Source organism: Haladaptatus rarus (assembly GCF_054177585.1).
On the sequence record NZ_JBPEHG010000003.1, the window covers coordinates 61,054 to 77,851 of the forward strand.

The 16,798-nt window shown below is 61.9% G+C and carries 15 protein-coding genes and 1 other RNA gene; 9 read left to right on the forward strand and 7 right to left on the reverse strand.

The annotated features are described in order from the left end of the window. Positions 1-36 precede the first annotated feature (36 nt). On the forward strand, positions 37-207 hold the full coding sequence (locus tag ACR3FE_RS09175) for a hypothetical protein (protein ID WP_458206807.1): 171 nt from the start codon (positions 37-39) through the stop codon (positions 205-207). Here ACR3FE_RS09175 and ACR3FE_RS09180 read toward each other — a convergent pair. From ACR3FE_RS09180 to ACR3FE_RS09195, 4 genes are all read right to left on the reverse strand, one after another. After that, positions 202-837 (reverse strand): dienelactone hydrolase family protein, encoded by a 636-nt coding sequence (locus ACR3FE_RS09180; protein ID WP_458206808.1) that lies wholly within the window; start codon positions 835-837, stop codon positions 202-204. The two genes, ACR3FE_RS09175 and ACR3FE_RS09180, sit on opposite strands and share 6 nt — an antisense overlap. A gap of 81 nt (positions 838-918) precedes the next feature. Next, positions 919-1,629 carry a sugar phosphate nucleotidyltransferase gene (locus ACR3FE_RS09185; RefSeq protein ID WP_458206809.1) on the reverse strand — a complete coding sequence of 237 codons (711 nt, stop codon included), beginning with the start codon at positions 1,627-1,629 and terminating at the stop codon, positions 919-921. A 39-nt stretch (positions 1,630-1,668) separates the two neighbouring features. After that, positions 1,669-2,940, reverse strand: coding sequence for a dihydroorotase (locus ACR3FE_RS09190; protein WP_458206810.1), 1,272 nt, complete (start codon positions 2,938-2,940; stop codon positions 1,669-1,671). A gap of 25 nt (positions 2,941-2,965) precedes the next feature. After that, positions 2,966-3,754 (reverse strand): lipoate--protein ligase family protein, encoded by a 789-nt coding sequence (locus ACR3FE_RS09195; RefSeq protein ID WP_458206811.1) that lies wholly within the window; start codon positions 3,752-3,754, stop codon positions 2,966-2,968. 52 nt (positions 3,755-3,806) lie between these two features. Here ACR3FE_RS09195 and ACR3FE_RS09200 point away from each other — a divergent pair, with 52 nt between their 5' ends. Next, positions 3,807-4,679: a DUF8155 domain-containing protein gene (locus ACR3FE_RS09200; protein ID WP_458206812.1), complete on the forward strand. Its 873-nt coding sequence runs from the start codon at positions 3,807-3,809 to the stop codon at positions 4,677-4,679. Positions 4,680-5,221: 542 nt separating this feature from the next. Here the strand turns inward: ACR3FE_RS09200 and ACR3FE_RS09205 are convergent. Further along, positions 5,222-5,794 (reverse strand): cysteine hydrolase family protein, encoded by a 573-nt coding sequence (locus ACR3FE_RS09205; protein ID WP_458206813.1) that lies wholly within the window; start codon positions 5,792-5,794, stop codon positions 5,222-5,224. Between the two features lie 125 nt (positions 5,795-5,919). Between ACR3FE_RS09205 and ACR3FE_RS09210 the strand changes: the two genes are divergently transcribed. Both ACR3FE_RS09210 and ACR3FE_RS09215 read left to right on the forward strand, forming a co-directional pair. Continuing rightward, positions 5,920-7,431, forward strand: coding sequence for an Hvo_1808 family surface protein (locus ACR3FE_RS09210; RefSeq protein WP_458206814.1), 1,512 nt, complete (start codon positions 5,920-5,922; stop codon positions 7,429-7,431). A gap of 91 nt (positions 7,432-7,522) precedes the next feature. Beyond that, entirely contained in the window at positions 7,523-8,668 is a 1,146-nt protein-coding gene (locus ACR3FE_RS09215) for a nicotinate phosphoribosyltransferase (RefSeq protein ID WP_458206815.1), read from the forward strand. Here ACR3FE_RS09215 and ACR3FE_RS09220 read toward each other — a convergent pair. Then, the gene (locus tag ACR3FE_RS09220) at positions 8,665-9,267 is read right to left on the reverse strand and encodes a TIGR00296 family protein (protein WP_458206816.1); all 603 of its coding nucleotides are present in this window, start codon (positions 9,265-9,267) and stop codon (positions 8,665-8,667) included. The genes ACR3FE_RS09215 and ACR3FE_RS09220 overlap by 4 nt on opposite strands. Before the next feature lie 118 nt (positions 9,268-9,385). Here ACR3FE_RS09220 and rnpB point away from each other — a divergent pair. From rnpB to ACR3FE_RS09245, 5 genes are all read left to right on the forward strand, one after another. Next, positions 9,386-9,766, forward strand: an RNA gene (gene rnpB / locus ACR3FE_RS09225) — RNase P RNA component. A 380-nt stretch (positions 9,767-10,146) separates the two neighbouring features. Further along, on the forward strand, positions 10,147-12,630 hold the full coding sequence (locus tag ACR3FE_RS09230; RefSeq protein WP_458206817.1) for a heavy metal translocating P-type ATPase: 2,484 nt from the start codon (positions 10,147-10,149) through the stop codon (positions 12,628-12,630). Between the two features lie 116 nt (positions 12,631-12,746). Beyond that, on the forward strand, positions 12,747-13,334 hold the full coding sequence (locus ACR3FE_RS09235; RefSeq protein WP_458206818.1) for a hypothetical protein: 588 nt from the start codon (positions 12,747-12,749) through the stop codon (positions 13,332-13,334). A 47-nt stretch (positions 13,335-13,381) separates the two neighbouring features. Next, entirely contained in the window at positions 13,382-14,287 is a 906-nt protein-coding gene (locus ACR3FE_RS09240; protein ID WP_458206819.1) for a cation diffusion facilitator family transporter, read from the forward strand. Between the two features lie 26 nt (positions 14,288-14,313). Beyond that, on the forward strand, positions 14,314-15,339 hold the full coding sequence (locus ACR3FE_RS09245) for a matrixin family metalloprotease (protein ID WP_458206820.1): 1,026 nt from the start codon (positions 14,314-14,316) through the stop codon (positions 15,337-15,339). Here the strand turns inward: ACR3FE_RS09245 and ACR3FE_RS09250 are convergent. Continuing rightward, positions 15,336-16,610: a S8 family peptidase gene (locus ACR3FE_RS09250; RefSeq protein ID WP_458206822.1), complete on the reverse strand. Its 1,275-nt coding sequence runs from the start codon at positions 16,608-16,610 to the stop codon at positions 15,336-15,338. The genes ACR3FE_RS09245 and ACR3FE_RS09250 overlap by 4 nt on opposite strands. Positions 16,611-16,798 lie beyond the last annotated feature (188 nt).

The window sequence follows — 16,798 nt, forward strand, 5'->3', positions numbered from 1 at the left end:
GAAACACATTCCGACCTACGGGCCTTCTATCTTCCTATGAACGCGTGTTCCTACTGTGGATGCGATATCGACGACCACCAACCCGTGTTCGTCTCCGAGCGTATCGACGGAGCGAGACGACAGACTGGCCAGTTCTGTAACTACGCCTGTCTGTCAGCGCACATCGAGGACGAGGCGTTGACGACAGGTACCCGTTGTCAGCTATAGATGCGACGCGAACCAGTCTCCCGTGAGGTCGGCGACCGTCTCTAACGCGCCAGGCTCTTCGAACAGGTGTCCGGCACCGTCGACGACCTCCAATCGTTTCTCACCGGTCAGTTGGGCGTACGCCTCACGATTCAGTTCGAGCACTTGCGTGTCGCGCCCGCCCACGACGAACAGGGTGGGTGCTCGAACGTCGCCGAGCACGTCCGTAGCGAGGTCGACGCGCCCGCCGCGCGAGACGACCGCACCCACTTCGTGGCGGCGTGCCGCTGCGCGGAGCGCGGCGGCGGCCCCCGTACTCGACCCGAAGTAGCCGACACGATAGTCGGACGTCTCCTCACGGCTCTCGACCCACTCCGTCACGGCGACGAGTCGGTCGGTCAACAGGGCGATGTCGAATCGATTCTCGTACGTCGCGTCCTCTTGCTCGGTGAGCAGGTCGAACAACAGAGTACCGAGTCCGAACGCACGCAATCGCTCGGCGACGAAGTTGTTTCGCGGACTCTTCCGACTGCTACCGCTTCCGTGTGCGAACACGACCAATCCCGTCGCATCATGTGGAATCTGCAGGTCGCCTTCGAGTCGGATGCCATCGACCGGTATCTCGACTACAGTGTTTTGCTCCCCCACCATACCGAATCGAGTTTCGACGTGCAGGCCGGTAACTGTAGCGCCCAGGGTCGGGTGGCGACCCGAGTCAGGTGGCGAGCCACATCATTGGCGAAGTCGCCGTTCCGCCGCATCGCGTTCTTCTGGCGTGTTGACGTTCACCGACCAGCCCTCGGTCGTCATCACGTGCATCGTGTGGTCGTCCACGAATCGCTGGATCGACTCCGCGAGTTCGTACTCGCCTCGAACCGACAGCTCCGTCTCCGAACAGGCGTCGAAGATGTGTGGACTGTAGACGGCGAATCCCGCCGCGACGAGACTCGGTTCTGGCGGATCGTCGGGCTCTTTCTCGATTCCGAGCAGTTCTCCCTCCTCGGTCACGTCGCAGATGGCTTTCACGCGCGCCGCCTCGACCGGAACCCCTTCGGCGTGTTGTACCGCGTCGATACCCACTTCGCGCTGGCGTTCAACCAGCGGGCGAAGGTCGGATCGGATCACGCAATCCCCGTCCAGACACATGAAATCACCTTCGACGCACGGTTCGGCCTGCAAGAGTGCGTGTGCCATCCCCAACTGTTCGTCTTGCCAGGCGTAGGTTATCGGCACGCCGTCGAACGTTTCCCCGTAGTATTCCTGTATCTGGTCGCCCTGATAGCCGACGACGACGACCAGTTCGTCCGCCCCGAGACCGACGACTGTCTCGAAACAGCGAGTGAGGATGGGTTTTCCGGCGACCTCGACCAACGCTTTCGGCTTCTCTGCGGTCAGCGGTCGGAGGCGGGTACCTTCTCCTGCGGCGAGGACGACTGCTTGCATGTTCGTCCTGTCCAGTTGAAACGAAAAATCGCTTTGGGCCTATGCCCGGACGTTCTCGCCGATCGGGTCGCCGAACTCGCCATCCTCGAAGACGATGTTGCCTCGCACCATCGTCAACTCAGGGAAGACACCCGTCCAGCCCTCGAACGGCGTCCAGCCGCATTTCGAGTGGAGGTCGTCACCGCGAATCTCGCGGGTTTCGTCGGGGTCGACCAGCACGACGTCGGCCATGCGCCCCTCCTCGATGCGACCCTTTCGTGGCATTCCGAACACCTTCGAAGGGTTGCGGGCGGTGAGGTCGGCCACGCGGTCGTAGCTCAGATTATCTTTTCGGGCCTGTTCCAGCAGAAGGGGAAGCATCGTCTCGACGCCGGGGACGCCGCTCGGTGCGTTCCAGATGTCCGCATCTTTCTCTTCGCGGGTGTGCGGTGCATGGTCGGTTGCGATGATATCGACTATCCCGTTCGCCACGCGCGCAAAGACCTCCTCCCGTCGCGTCTCGCTCCGCAGGGGCGGGTTCATCCGCCCGAACGTCCCGAGTTCGGCGAGGTCGTCACGCGAGAGGAACAGGTGGTGGGGAGTCACCTCACAGGTCGCGCCCGCATCGTGGGCGGCGTCGATACCTTCCGGCGTGCTCGTGTGTGCGATGTGGAGTCGGGCATCGAGTTCATCGCCGACCTCGCAGGCGCGTGCGACGGCATCGGCCTCGGCTTCTGCCGTGCGGTAGGCACTCCACGCATCAGCGTCGTCGCGTGATTTCGCGTCCTGGTCGAAGAGATCCGCGTTCTCCGCGTGAACCGTCACGACGACGTAGTCGTCCGTTGCGCGTTCGACCGCCGTGCGAAACAGGTCTTCTTCGATCCCCATCTTCCCCGTCGAGTCGGCAAGGAACACCTCGCCAAGTGCGAGGATGGGTCGGTCGAACAACTCCTCGGGCTTCCAATCGGGTGTGACCCCACCGTTGATGCCGTAATCGACGTAGGAGCCTTCGGCCAGTTCGGCCTTCTCGTCGAACCCGTCACCATCGACCGTCGGCGGGTTCGTGTTCGGTTGGTCGACGACCGTGGTTACGCCACCTGCGGCGGCGCTCTTGCTGCCGGTCTTCCACGTCTCCTTGTGCGGAAATCCGGGTTGCCGAAAGTGAACGTGAGCGTCGATGGCCCCCGGTAGAAGCAGTTTCCCTGTCGCATCGATGACCTCACCGGACTCGGTAAGCGAAGATCCGACCGCAGCGATCCGCCCCGCGTCGGTGTCGATTCGGACGTCGCGTCGGCTCCCGTCAGCGAGCGTCGCATCCCGGATAGTGAGCATATCCGCCACTGTTTCGGGAATCGTCCTAAGTGTCCCGGTCGCCAGCGTGTTCGGAGCCGCTGTCTCCCTCGACGAGCTCGGCCTGTGTGTCCATGTCGGCCTGTGCGTCCACGTTTGCCTGTTCGGTCTTCTCGTCTCCGTCGACGTATTCGACCGTCGTGTCCGCATCGCCGACCAGCAACTCTTCGATGGTTTCGATCACGAGATCCGGGTCTGCATCGCTGTCTACATTGGCGATACTCCCCACCGACTCCTGGTCGAACGGGACGTCGAGAGCAGCGTAGATGGGGTCGAGCACGCCCGCAATCTCTTTGTGGCCATCGACGATGACCACACCGGAGACGAGCGCCGCGCCGGATTGAACCCGCTGTGCGACCCCTGCGAGTTTGCCTTTCCACTGGAGCGAGTAGTCTCCGGGGCAGAACGACCGGGGTGGTTCCCCGCGCTGTGCCGGAACGCCGAGTCGCCAGAAGGCACGTTGTATCGCCTCGGTCGTCTCGGCGTATCGTTCTTCCATCCCGGTTCGCATATCTTCGAGCGGAACGGTGTGAGCGAACGCGACCGTCGTTCCGGTGTAGGCGACCGCGCGTCCACCGACGCTTCGCTCGACGGGTTCGAACTCGCACGTTCGAGCGATTGACTTCGCCACTTCGAAGCTCTCGGATCGTGCATCTCGACGCCCGAATGCGATCTGCCGGTGTGGCGTCCAGACGCGAACCGCCGGTTCGCCGGTCGCTGCCGTCTCCGCGAGCATCGCAGCTGTGACCTCCCGGTCGTCGTTTCGACTTTCGGCCCGACCACGGAGCACGCGCATAGCACCCCATTGGACCCGACGTATGTAAACGCTCCCGGTCCAGAGTGAACACATGGTCGTCTTTCCGTCGGAGGTGCTCGCGCGCTATCCGCGCTTTTCGCTCTACAACTCGCCGTACATCGCACACGACGAGGGATGTGCCATCGACCTCTATCCGGATAGCGCAGACCGCGGCTCGCGAACCGAACTCGCGCCCAGCCCCGTCGCTGGCGAGGTGGTCGCGGTGCGGTCGGTGACGGCACCGTCGAAACCCTACGCCGTCCCCGACGATCACCTCATCGTGGTCGATACCGGCGACTATCTGGCCCGGATGCTCCACGTCGACCCCGGCGTCGAACCCGGAGACCAGGTAGCGGTCGGTGACTCGCTGGGCGAGCTGGTTCGCTCGGGATTCTTCGCACCGTGGGTCGCAAACCACATCCACCTCGGTTTTCGAGAGCGTGGCGCGAACCCGGTGCGTGCCTCCGGGTCGCTTCCACTCGACCTCGATGTCGAGATCGAACCGCTCTCGTGGGGTGGGTCGGGTCGCGTAGTCGAGACTGCCGAGACGTTCGTCGTGCTAGATGCGCCCGCTCACCCCGCACCCGGCGAGCGATTCGTCGGAATCGCGGATGGCGATGGGCGAGTGCTGGACGGTGGGCTACCCCACTACGAAGGCGGGGGCGTTCTCGGTGCGGGAACCCCATCGGATTCGACTCGTCCATCGGATGTGGACAGGCCTCTGGATTCCGTCTCGCTCGCTGGTGCGCGCGTGGGCGTAGCCGACGGGCGAACCGTAACGTGGGACGACGTGGAGGTTCGCGCGAACGGAACTCCGATCACGGGCGTCTCGCTTTTCCTCTCGCGCGAGCAGTTCGGCGCGAAACTGGTCTGTCCGGGCCACGATTTCGAAGTCGGTGACGCAGTTTCGGTCAGCGTTCACTGATTCGCCATCGAGTTTCGGCGTGCGATTTTGCCCGTTCTTGCGTACAAGAACCGCTTAGTTTTCGGTTGTCTGTCGTCACATCGTGGCGACTCTGGTTCCGTCTTCGGTCATAAACATTCGGCACGACGTGGGGCTATTTCGGATTCGGTCGGGAACATCCTCGACGCAGTAAGGTCACTTGCGGGCCTGGTGGTGACGGGCGAACGAGGGAGTCCGGGAGCAGACGCGAAACGTCTGCGAGCGAGCGCCCGAGTGAGGGCGTGGTTTTGCTCAAGCGCCACCACCGAACTCGACTCCACCAGCGTCGGTGACCAGCACTCCTCTATCCAAATCCGTCTTTCCGACTCGTCGCAGCAGTGCTTGCGCGGTTGCGCGACCTCGACTATATAAACAGTACAAATTAGTACATTTCAGTATGTCTCGGTTTAAACGGTTATAGCCACCTCTCAGAACCCAATAACCATATTTTACAGGCGGTCGAGGCGAATGCCCCGGGGCTTGATCCCGAGGTGGTTCACCATCGCTGCGAAGTTCCTCCTGCGCTACTCGAACGTCACGTCGTCCAGTTCCACGCCTTCGCCGAACAACCACGCGGCGTGATCGACCGCGTACTCCTTGTGGCCTTCGTCGATGTAGCCGACGGCGTCTTCTACGATGACGGGCTTGAAATCGCGCAGTCCGGCGCTTCCGGCGGTGTGGAGTACACAGACGTTGGCCAGCGTCCCGCAGATGAGCAGGTCTTTGATGCCGTGGGTGTCGAGGTAGCCTTCGAGGTCGGTACGGTAGAAGGCGTCGTAGGTGTGTTTCGTCACGACGTGGTCGTCTTCGTGTACGTCGAGGTCGTCGATTATCTCCGCCTCCCACGAGCCTTCCACGACGTGCTCACCCCAGCGGTCGAACTCGTCGTAGTAGTGGGTGTCCTCGAACTGCTCCGGCGGGTGGACGTCGCGCGTGAACACGACCGACGCGCCCGCTTCGCGTGCTCGCGCGAGGAGTCGCTGGATGTGTTCGATGACCGCTTCGCTTCCGGGTGCGTGGAGGCTCCCATCTGGGTGACAGAAGCCGTTTTGCATATCGACGACGACGACAGCCGTCGAGTCGGGTTCGAAGTTCATACCCGACGCTATGGTCGGTCTGTAGGAAACGGTTTCGCAGATAGTCAACGTGTCTCTTCTGACGTGTTACCACTCGTCACTTTCAAGAGCTTTTTTACACAGCAGTTCTTGTTGTCACCTACAGAATGCGAACGATTACCGTCGTCGCGGTTGCTCTGATGCTCGTGCTGGCTGGCTGTTCGCAGGCCCCTGGTGCGAACGATACGACGAGCAACACCGACACAACGCAAACGACCCAGTCCCCCGGTACCACGACCGATGGCCCGGCCCAGAAGAAGGCGGTTCATCCGCCAGATCCGGACTCGGACGTGCTCGGCTGGGAGGAGGGCTACTGGTACAACGAGACGGTCAACGTCACTCGGAGTGACGGTCTGAACGACTCCGAGATGGACGCCGTCGTCAGTCGGTCGATGGCCCGCGTCGAGAAGATTCGGCGGCTGGAGTTCGACAAGAAGGTTCCGGTAAAGGTCATCTCGCGCAAACAGTTCCGCAAGGAGCAGTCGAATCGGAAGACGCCCGAGAAGCGCAAACTGTTCGACAACGTCAAATACGAGGCGCTGATGATGATCGGCGAATCGACCGACTCTATCGCCGTGCAGAACCAGAACTCCGGGTCGTCCGTCGGCGGCTACTACAGCCCGAGCAAGCAGTCCATCGTCATCATCTCGAACAACGAGAGCGCGCCCAAGATGAACGAGATCACGCTCTCACAGGAGCTGTTCCACGCGCTCCAGGATCAGAAGTTCGGCTTCGATTCGTTCAAGCAGAACACTCGTGAGCGCCACAACGCCATCGACGGCGTCATCGAGGGCGATGGGAACTATCTCGACTATCTCTACGAGAAGCGGTGTAACAACCAGTGGAAAGGCACCTGTCTAATGCCCGACGACAGCGAGAGCGTCGGTGGCGGCAAGCTCGCCAACATCGGCCCGTATCTGATCAAGTACCAGCCGTACAGCGACGGCCCGCCGTTCGTGAAACAGATCCGCGAGAAGAATGGCTGGAAGGCTGTCAACGACCTCTACAAGAACCCGCCTGCGAGCACCGAGCAGGTTATCCACCCCGAGAAGTATCCCGACGAAAAACCGGCCCAGATAACGGTTCGGGACAAGACGAGCAATGGCTGGCAGCGTCTGAAGCCGGAGGGGCGTCCGAACTTCGGCGAAGTCGGGGAGGCTGGCATCTTTGCGATGTTCATGTATCCCTACTACGAGACTCAGGGGAAACAACAGATCATCCCCGCCCAGCAGTTCTTCAACATGAAGTCGGACGGCGAGAGCCTCAAGGAGTTCGACCCACTGAACTACCGGAGCACGCCGACCGAAGGCTGGGACGGTGACAAGATCGTCGTCTACACGAACAACGACGCCAAGCAAAACGAGACGGGCTACGTCTTCAAGACGAAGTGGGACTCCACGAAAGACGCCAAGGAGTTCGCCTCGGCCTACGAGAAACTGCTCAAGTATCGCAACGGCAAGCAGGTCGATGGTCGGAAGAACACGTGGACGGTGCCGGACAGCACCAAGTTCGGTGACGCCTTCTACATCCAACAGCAGGGCAACACCGTCGTCATCGTGAACGCGCCGACCGTCTCCGACCTCTCGGACGTGCGGAACGGGTCTGCACCGAAGGCGTAATCTCGACGACCCCCTTTTCAGTCGGCGATAAATCCGGAGCTTTTTCGCTCTCGTGTGAGTACCTTTCGCGCATGAACGACAGGTGGTTCGCGTGAGCGACCGATTCGACGTGGTTCCCGAGGCGTCCATCCGCGACGGAACCGCGACGGACGCCTACTTCCTTCGCACCGAGACGACGCTCGAATCTGCGGGGAGAGATCCCCACGTCGTCGCCGAGGTGACCGCCGACCAGTTCCCGACCGGTGAGTTCGAACTGCTCTCGGGCGTGAAAGACGCAGCCCACCTCCTCGAAGGGCTTCCCATCGACGTTGACGCGATGGCCGAGGGCCGACTGTTCGATGGCGGGCCGGTGCTCACCATCGAAGGAAACTACCTCGATTTCGCCCGGTACGAAACCTCACTTCTGGGCTTTCTCTCACACGCCTCCGGGATGGCGACCAACGCGCTCGAAACGCGACTCGCCGCCCCGGACTCGACCGTGTTGAGTTTCGGCGCGCGTCACGTCCACCCATCTATCGCCGCGGTCGTGGAGCGATCCGCGCTCGTCGCTGGACTCGACGGTATCTCCCACGTCGCGGCGGGTAAGATCGTCGGGAAGGAGGCCAGTGGGACGATGCCCCACGCACTGCTCATCTGTTTCGGCAGCGGAAATCAGGAGGACGCGTGGCGGGCGTTCGACGACGCGGTCGGCGAGGACGTTCCACGGGTCGCGCTCTGTGACACTTTCTCCGACGAGAAAGACGAGGTGCTTCGTGCGGCCGACACGCTCGGTGACGCACTCGACAGCGTCCGCATCGACACGACCGGGTCGCGCCGAGGGAACTTCCGCCATATCCTCCGCGAACTGCGCTGGGAACTCGATTCACACGGTTTCGAGGACGTCGATATCTTCGCCAGCGGCGGTCTCGGCCCGGAGGAACTGCGCGACCTGCGCGACGTGGCCGATGGCTTCGGCGTCGGAAGTCACATCAGCAATGCGAACCCCGTCGACTTCGCGCTCGATATCGTGGAGATCGATGGCGAACCGGTGTCGAAACGCGGGAAACTCTCGGGGAAGAAGCAGGTGTATCGAACGACGGACGGTGGCCATCACGTCAGTCTCGCGCGTCACGACGCGGACGGCGAACCACTGTTACAACCGTTGCTCCGCGACGGCGAACTCGTTCGGGAGTTCATCGTAGAAGCGGCGGCTCGGCGTGCCAACGACGACGCAGCAGCAGTCGGGTTTCGGGATTAAAGGCGTTCGATACTGCCTTCCGGTTCTCGCTCGCGGAACACTGGCCCTTCGACGAGGGTGACGAACACGTCGTCTTGCTCCCACGCGCCGTTGGGAAGTCCAGCTTTGCGACAGGTTCTATCGAGATACTCGAACGTACTCCAGTTGTGTTCGACCGGCAGGGTGGGGTACATCCACGCCTGGTTGCCGTGGCCTTCGACCGCGAGGCCGTGTCGACCCACTTTGATGTCGTTCGCGGGGTCGTCGGTCAACATCGTATTCTCGACGATGAATACAGAGATGTTGAGATTCGATAGCTCGGCAGGTTCGATCTCCGAACCGCAGGAGTCGCCGCTGGCTGCCTCGATAGCCGAATCGACGATCGCGTGCCCTAGCTGCTCGCTCGTTTCGTAGGCACCGGCACAACCGCGCAGGCTTCCACGCCCACGGGTCGATTCCAGTCGAACGAAGACGCCCGTTCGAGCGTAGAACGCCTCACGCATACTGCCGGGTTGTTCGCGCTGTCCATTGATTACGTACGACGTAACCGCCTCCCGTGCGAGTTCGACCGCGCGCGTGCCATCCTCGTAGGTGAGGGTAACTGCCTGTGCCTCAGACATACAAACTACTTGTATGCATAGAAGCGTCTTCAACGCTTCCCTTCAATCTGGCTGGCTTTAAGCCCCCATGACTGTCCAGACCGAACGGCTTAAACGCGTCTGTGGGCTAGCTTACTACGGCAGAGGGAGCCCGGTTCCCGCGGTAGACGGTACCGACGGTTGTCGGAACCCACGTGAGGAAAGTCCCCCCACCGTCCGGGCAGGCAACCGGACGCAAGTCCGGAGTGGGAGACCGCTGGCTCTGGAACAGAAACGAGACCACTCCGCGTGACCGATGCAGTGTGCGAACCGACCCGTGAGGGAAGGGAGTTAACCCACCGAGGAATGAACGCGGAGAATGGATGGAACGGCGAATCCTTGCCGGTGCAAGTCCACGCCATAATGGTAGCCCGGACACGCTGTCGGAGCAATCCGACGAGCCTCCGGATGGAATCCGGAGACGGCGTGGACGCTTAGCCGAATGCCGGGCCGAACAGAAGGGGGCTTACTCCCCTCAGCCGCTTTTCAGATGCCGAACGCGAGAGCCAGTAACGCGACCAGAGCGAGTAGTTCGAGGAGAACCACTGCCAGGCCCGCGCCTGCTTTGATGTGCCTCATGCTGCCCGGTTTCACCATCGACACCACACTCAATAAGTGAGAACGATGGTTCGCTACCGTTTCCGTTTTCAATGGTGCATTAACCGATTGAACGGTTTGAATTGACAGATATGGTACCATAAACGACCGTTGAACGGTTATACACATCTGATATACTCCCGCTAACAGCTGATATGCACCTTCTATCTAGTAACTAACGACCCCATATTTACTAGAATTTCGTAACTGGACCCGACTTCCTGACAGGGCAATTAATAACTATCCAGTTGCTAGCATCGGCTGATGAGTAACAATCGGACGGAGACGCTTCGCCTCTCTGTACCCGGCATGGACTGCCCGTCCTGCGCCGGAAAGGTCACCGCGAGCGTCGAGTCCGTCGATGGAGTCACCGAGACCGACGCACAGGTCGCCGCCGGACGACTCGTCGTCTCGTACGATTCCGAGCGAGCCGACGCCGAGGACGTTCGAACTGCGGTCGAGAGCGCGGGCTACGAAGTGGACGACACACGCACCGAGACCCTCTCGGTTCCCGATATGGACTGTCCCTCCTGTGCTGGAAAGGTCGAAAACGCGCTGGACGACGTGGTTGGTGTCACGGAGTACGACACACAACCTACGTCGGGGCGCGTCGTCGTCACCGCCACCGAAACCTCTCGTGACGACCTCGTGAAGGCGGTTGAGGGCGCAGGCTACGAAGTCGCTGACGTAGCGAGCGACGACGGGCAGGCAGTGGGATCGCCACGCGAGGTGTGGACGAGCCCGCGCGCGCTGAAGACGTGGACGGGAGCGGCCTTCCTCGTCGCCGGACTGGTTCTCCACTTCTTGGTTCCCGCCGTGAATCCAACTCTCTTCGATGCCCTCGGTCGGGAGTTCACCGTCGCCGATCTGGGCTTTCTCGCCGCCACCGCTATCAGCGGTCAGGTGATCGTTCGCAACGGCTACTACTCCGCGAAGAACGCCAGCCTCGACATCGACCTATTGATGGGTGCCGGAATCCTGGGTGCGCTCGCGGTCGGTCTATACTTCGAAGCCGCGACGCTCGCAGTGCTTTTCAGCATCGCCGAACTGCTGGAACGCTTCTCGATGGATCGCGCCCGCAACTCGTTGCGCGAACTCATCGACCTCTCGCCCGACACTGCGACGGTACGGAGAGATAGCGACGAGGAGACGCTCCCCGTCGAAGAGGTTCACGTCGGCGACACCGTTGTCGTCCGCCCCGGCGAGAAGATCCCGGTCGATGGCGACGTCCGTGACGGCACGAGTTCGGTCAATCAGGCCCCCATCACGGGCGAAAGCGTTCCGGTCGAGAAGAGCGAGGGCGACGAGGTGTTCGCCGGGACGGTGAACGGGGAAGGGTACCTCGAAGTCGAAGCGACCGCGGAGGCGGGCGATTCGACCCTCTCACACATCGTGGAACTGGTGGAGGATGCCGAGAGCAACCAGACCGAGCACGAACAGTTCGTCGACCGATTCGCGAGCTACTACACGCCCGTCGTCGTGACAGCAGCCATCCTCACCGCCGCAGTCCCACCGCTCCTGTTCGGCAGGACGTTCGAGGTGTGGTTCGTCCGCGGTCTCACCCTGCTCGTCGTGGCCTGTCCCTGCGCGTTCGTCATCAGCACGCCCGTCAGTGTCGTCTCTGGCATCACCAGCGCGGCGCGAAACGGCGTCCTCGTCAAAGGTGGCGACCACCTCGAAGCGATGGGCGAAGTAGACACCGTCGCGTTCGACAAGACCGGCACGCTGACGAAAGGCGAGCTGGCGGTCACCGACGTCATCTCGCTCAACGGCAACAGCGAAGACGACGTGCTCCGCTGTGCGCACAGCCTCGAACGCCGGAGCGAACACCCCATCGCCGAGGCTATCGTGGATCACGCTCACGAACGAGGCGTCGAAGAGCGCGAAGTCTCTGATTTCGAGAGCCTAACGGGGAAGGGCGTCCGAGCCGACCTCGACGGAGTAACCCACTACGCCGGGAAACCCGCGCTGTTCGCTGAGTTGGGTTTCGACCTCGAACACACGCACGTCAGTACGGACGGGGGGATGGTCATGGACGACGACGTAGCCGAGGATGCGACGGTCGAGACCGAAAGCATCTGTGACCACCGCGACGACTGCCTCGACCTCCTCTCCGAAGTCGTCCCGCGCTTCGAGCAGGAGGGCAAGACCATCGTTCTCGTCGGCACCGAAGACGAACTGGAAGGCGTCGTCGCCGTCGCTGACGAGGTACGCCCCGGCGCGAGCGAGACGGTCGCTCGACTCCACGACCTCGCCATCTCCCGCGTCGTCATGCTCACGGGCGACAACGAGGGCACGGCGCGCGCCATCGCGGAGGAGGTCGGCGTAGACGAGTACCGCGCCGAACTCCTCCCGGAGGACAAGGTCGAGGTGGTCGAATCCCTCGCGGACGACGGCGTTGCGATGGTCGGCGACGGCATCAACGACGCCCCCGCGATGGCCGCCGCAACGGTCGGAATCGCCATGGGTGCGGCGGGAACCGACACCGCCATCGAGACCGCCGACGTGGCGCTGATGGGTGACGACATCGAGAAACTCCCCTACCTCCGAAATCTCGCCCGGAAGGCGAACCGCGTCATCCGGCAGAACATCTGGGCGAGTCTCGCAGTGAAAGGTGTCCTCGCGGTCGGCGCACCCCTCGGCCTCGTGCAGGTCGTCCACGCGATCGTCATCGGCGACATGGGGATGAGCCTCGGCGTGACGACCAACGCTATGCGACTGGCGGGAATCTCTCCCGACGACGAGTGAGCCACGCCGTCGATTTACACTCGTAGTCGCGCTGTCGGGTTGCTCCCGTCGAGATAGCTCGAAGACCCGTTCGATTCTCTAGAAGACTTATACGGAAGTGATAGTTTCCACGACGTATGTGCGAACTGAAACGCCGCTCCGTTCTCGCTGCGCTCGGGGGTGCTCTCGTAACTGGGGGATGTGTAAGTGACTCGAATGGAGGGCGTGGCTCCGACGAATCGACCACCGATCACCGTCAGGGGACGACCCAGACCACCGATCTCGATGAGAAGACCACCACCGACGAGACGTCCACGACAGGCGACTGGATATCACACGCATCGAACACGCCCAACCCTGACCATTCGATTACCCTCCGAAACGAGAACGACGAAATCAAAATTGTCCGCCTCCGGATCGTTCGAGAGGCGACTGGCAAGACGGTTTACGACAAGACGCACGAACTCTCGGCGGGAGGCGGCGTCCACGCGTACAACCTGAAGCAGGCCGACCCCGACGGTGTCGAAGCGTTCTCGGTCTGCGGAGAGCTAGTCGGTGACGCGCTGACCGCGACCGAAACCCACACGTCGAGTTCACGCGGGGAATCGGACAAGTCCGATTCCCCCCGCCGTGGCTGTGCGACCATCAGAACGAGTCAGTGCTACGGAGATGCCCACGTGACGGTTCGCGACGACGAGGTTCAGGTCGTCTACGCTATCTGCTGATCGACCACGCCACCAACTACGATACCCTTCAGCCCGTATCTCGCCCGATGGCGCACGACCACGGTGACGACGATACCACCATCCGCCCGCTGACGCTCGCGCTGGCGATCAACACCGTCTTCTTCGTCGTCGAACTCGTCGGTGCGATATTCGCCGGGTCGCTCACTCTCCTCGCCGACGCGGTTCACATGCTCGCCGACAGCGCTAGTCTCGCGCTCGCGCTGGTCGCGGCGTGGATATCTGCCCGGCCTGCCGACGCCAAACGAACCTACGGCTACCAGCGCGCGGAGGTGCTCGGTGCGCTCGGAAACGGAGTCCTCTTGCTCGCCGCGGTCGGCTACGTCCTCTTCGACGCGCTTCGCCGGTTTCAGAACCCGCAACCGGTGGACGCCGAACTGGTCATCCTGGTGGGTGTGCTCGGATTGCTGGCGAACCTCGCCGCGGCGTGGGTGCTGTCGGGCCACCGTGAGATCCTCAACGTCGAAGGAGCGTTCCTCCATCTGCTCTCGGATGCCGCCGGGAGCGTGGCGGCCATCTCGGTCGGTGTTGCGCTCGTCTTCACCGACCTGTACGTCCTCGACCCACTGTTCGCCGTGCTGGTCGCCGCGCTGGTGCTGTACTCCGCGAAAGATCTCTTCGTGGAGAGTATGAACATCCTCCTCCAGGGAACACCATCGGAAATCGCGGTGGACGAGGTACGCGACTATCTCGACGGACTGCCGGGGGTCGTGGAGTCCCACGACGTTCACGTCTGGTCGCTCAGTTCGACGCAGTACGCCCTCTCGGCACACGTCGTGGTCGAAGACGACGCCGACCCGGACGCGGTGCTCCGGCATTGCCAGGTCGAACTGGCGAACCGATTCGGCATCGACCACGCGACCATCCAGGTCGAATCGGGGTCGTTCAGCCACACTTTCGATTTCGACTGCTACTTCCGGGACCGCAAGGCTTGATACTACGAACGACGGAAAGAAGGATAATGACGTGGCGCGCGCTGTCGCTCGCAGTCTGTCTCGTCCTCGCTGGCTGTGCTGGAGCACAATTCGACCGATCGACGACACCCCAAACGACAGACCTCCAGACGACGGAACCGACGACCCAAACCACTGGAACGGTCGTCGACCGGTCTAATCCGTGGGGAGAGTCGGAGTTGACGGTCGCCATCAACGGTAGTGCGAACGGATCGCGTGACTACACCGACGAAGTTCGGCAGGCGCTCGACTACTGGGAGCAACATAGCGAGCAGTACGCGGGCTACGCGCTCGAGTACGAACTCGTTCCGAACGCCGAGAATCCGGATCTGATCATCAACTTCGTCGAGGAGGTTCAGAGTTGTCCCGGAATCGATCACGCTGCGGGCTGTGCACCATATATCACGAAATCGTCACAGATCTCCCGTCCGATGCGCATGGAGATCGACGATGCCTTTTCGAGCAATTCGACCGTCCTCATCCTGAAACACGAACTCGGCCACACGCTCGGGTTGAACCACAGTTCCGCCCCGCAGTCCGTCATGTCCGACGCGGCGGCCCTTTCGCGCAAACCGATGACGAACGCGACAGATCGGTCACTCCCGTGGTCGAACTCGAATCTCACCGTCTACCTCGGCCCGACCGACGACAGAGACGCCGTGAAAGAACAGGTACAACACGCCCTCGACTACTACAACCGGGGCGCAGCGGGAACCGTCCCCGCGAACGTCACGCTCTCGTTCACACAGACTCGATCGGAGGCCGATATCATCGTGCGCTTCCCCGACGAACTCCCCTGCAATCCGGAGGCGAGTGGTTCCTGCGGTGGCGTGCGTGGAATCGATCCCGATGGTGACGGGGCGCTGGAAGAGTACGACCGTCTGCTCATCTCCATCAGTGGCGTCGAAACCGATGCCGTCGGCTGGTACGTCGGCTACTGGTTGGGGTACGGTTTCGCCCTCGAAGAATCGGAACTCGCACCGCCGTTCAAAGACGCCTCGCCCAAAGAACGGCGAAGTAAGTGGTGGACTTAGAGCGAATCCAGCGCGCCCTTCGCGTTGAGTCGCCCCGCACCGAGGTCGGCGTCGCTCTGTCCGGCAACACCGTCAGCACCGTGTTTGATAGCGGATTCGATCTGCTTCGCGGTCGTGCTCGGGTCGGTCTCGCGCACGAGTGCTGCCACACCGGTCACCTGCGGTGCCGCCATCGAGGTGCCTGCGAAGTAGGCGTAGTACGCGCCGTAGATTTCCGGCGGCACCGACGACACGACCAGATTCGTCGGGTACGGCCATTCGGTGTCCGACGCGAGCGTCTTTTCGAGCGTCTCGTAGCCGCCGCCGGGCGCACCGACGTCGATCTCGTCCGTCCCGTAGTTGGAGTAGAAGACGCGCTTGTCGTTCGGCCCGGTCGCGCTGATGCTCATCGCACCTGCGACGCTGTTCGGGAGCGTGAAGTAGCCGCCCTGCTGGAGGTTCGCCCCGGAGTTTCCGGCGCTGGCGACGACCAGCGTTCCGCGACGGGTCGCGCTCTGGATGACGCGCTCGTAGCCCGTTCGGAGGCCACCCGCGTTGTACTCCGGCGGGATGGGTGACGTGCCGAGGCTCATGTTCGCCGCGTCTGCACCGATCTCCGCGGCGTAGTCGATCGCCTTCAGGATGTCTCCGCGCGTCGTGTACAGGCCGCCATCGACGTAGTAGAAAACGCGGAGCGAGACGATCTCGGCGTCTGGTGCCGTCCCGGCGACGCCCTGCATTCCCTCGTTGCTCGCCGCCGCGATGCCCGCGACGTGAGTACCGTGGCCGTACACGTCCTGTGTGTCGTCCGTCACGTCGCCGAACTTGAACAGCTTGCTCAGCGATTCGTTGGTGTTCTCCGCGAGGTCGGGGTGGTCGAAGTCGACACCCGTGTCGATGATGGCGAGTCGCGTGCCCTGTCCGGTCGCCTGTGTGTGAGCCTCGGATACGTCGGTGACCTGTTTATCCCACTGGAGCGGGTACAGGTCTTCGTCGGTGGTATCTTCCTCGCGCTCGGGCGCGTTGAGTTCGAGCTGCTGGTCTGCCGCCACTTCGGAGACGCCGGAGACGCTCTCCAGTGCAGTCCGGTCGTCGGCGATGACCAGGAAGACGTTGCCACCCAGTTCGTGCTGGACGGAGAATCCCGCGTCTACGATGTTGTCACGGACGCCACTTCCGCTTCCGACGACGATGTATCGAGAGCCACCTCCTGCCGATACCGGCCCTGCCACCGTCAGTGTTGTTCCTGCCACTGCAATCTGCTTCAAGAAATCTCGTCTGTCGTATCTCATTTCTTTAACCACGACTGTTGTTTGTACACGATTATTTATAAATCATGTGTAGATAGCAAATATCCTTATACGTTCGAAACTGCATAAATATGGGGTCCATTCGGAGATACTGGCTGATTCTGCAGATATACTCGCTCTTCGGTGTGATCGTGATTTTGTGTCGAAATGCGTATATCCAACCGCTCGTT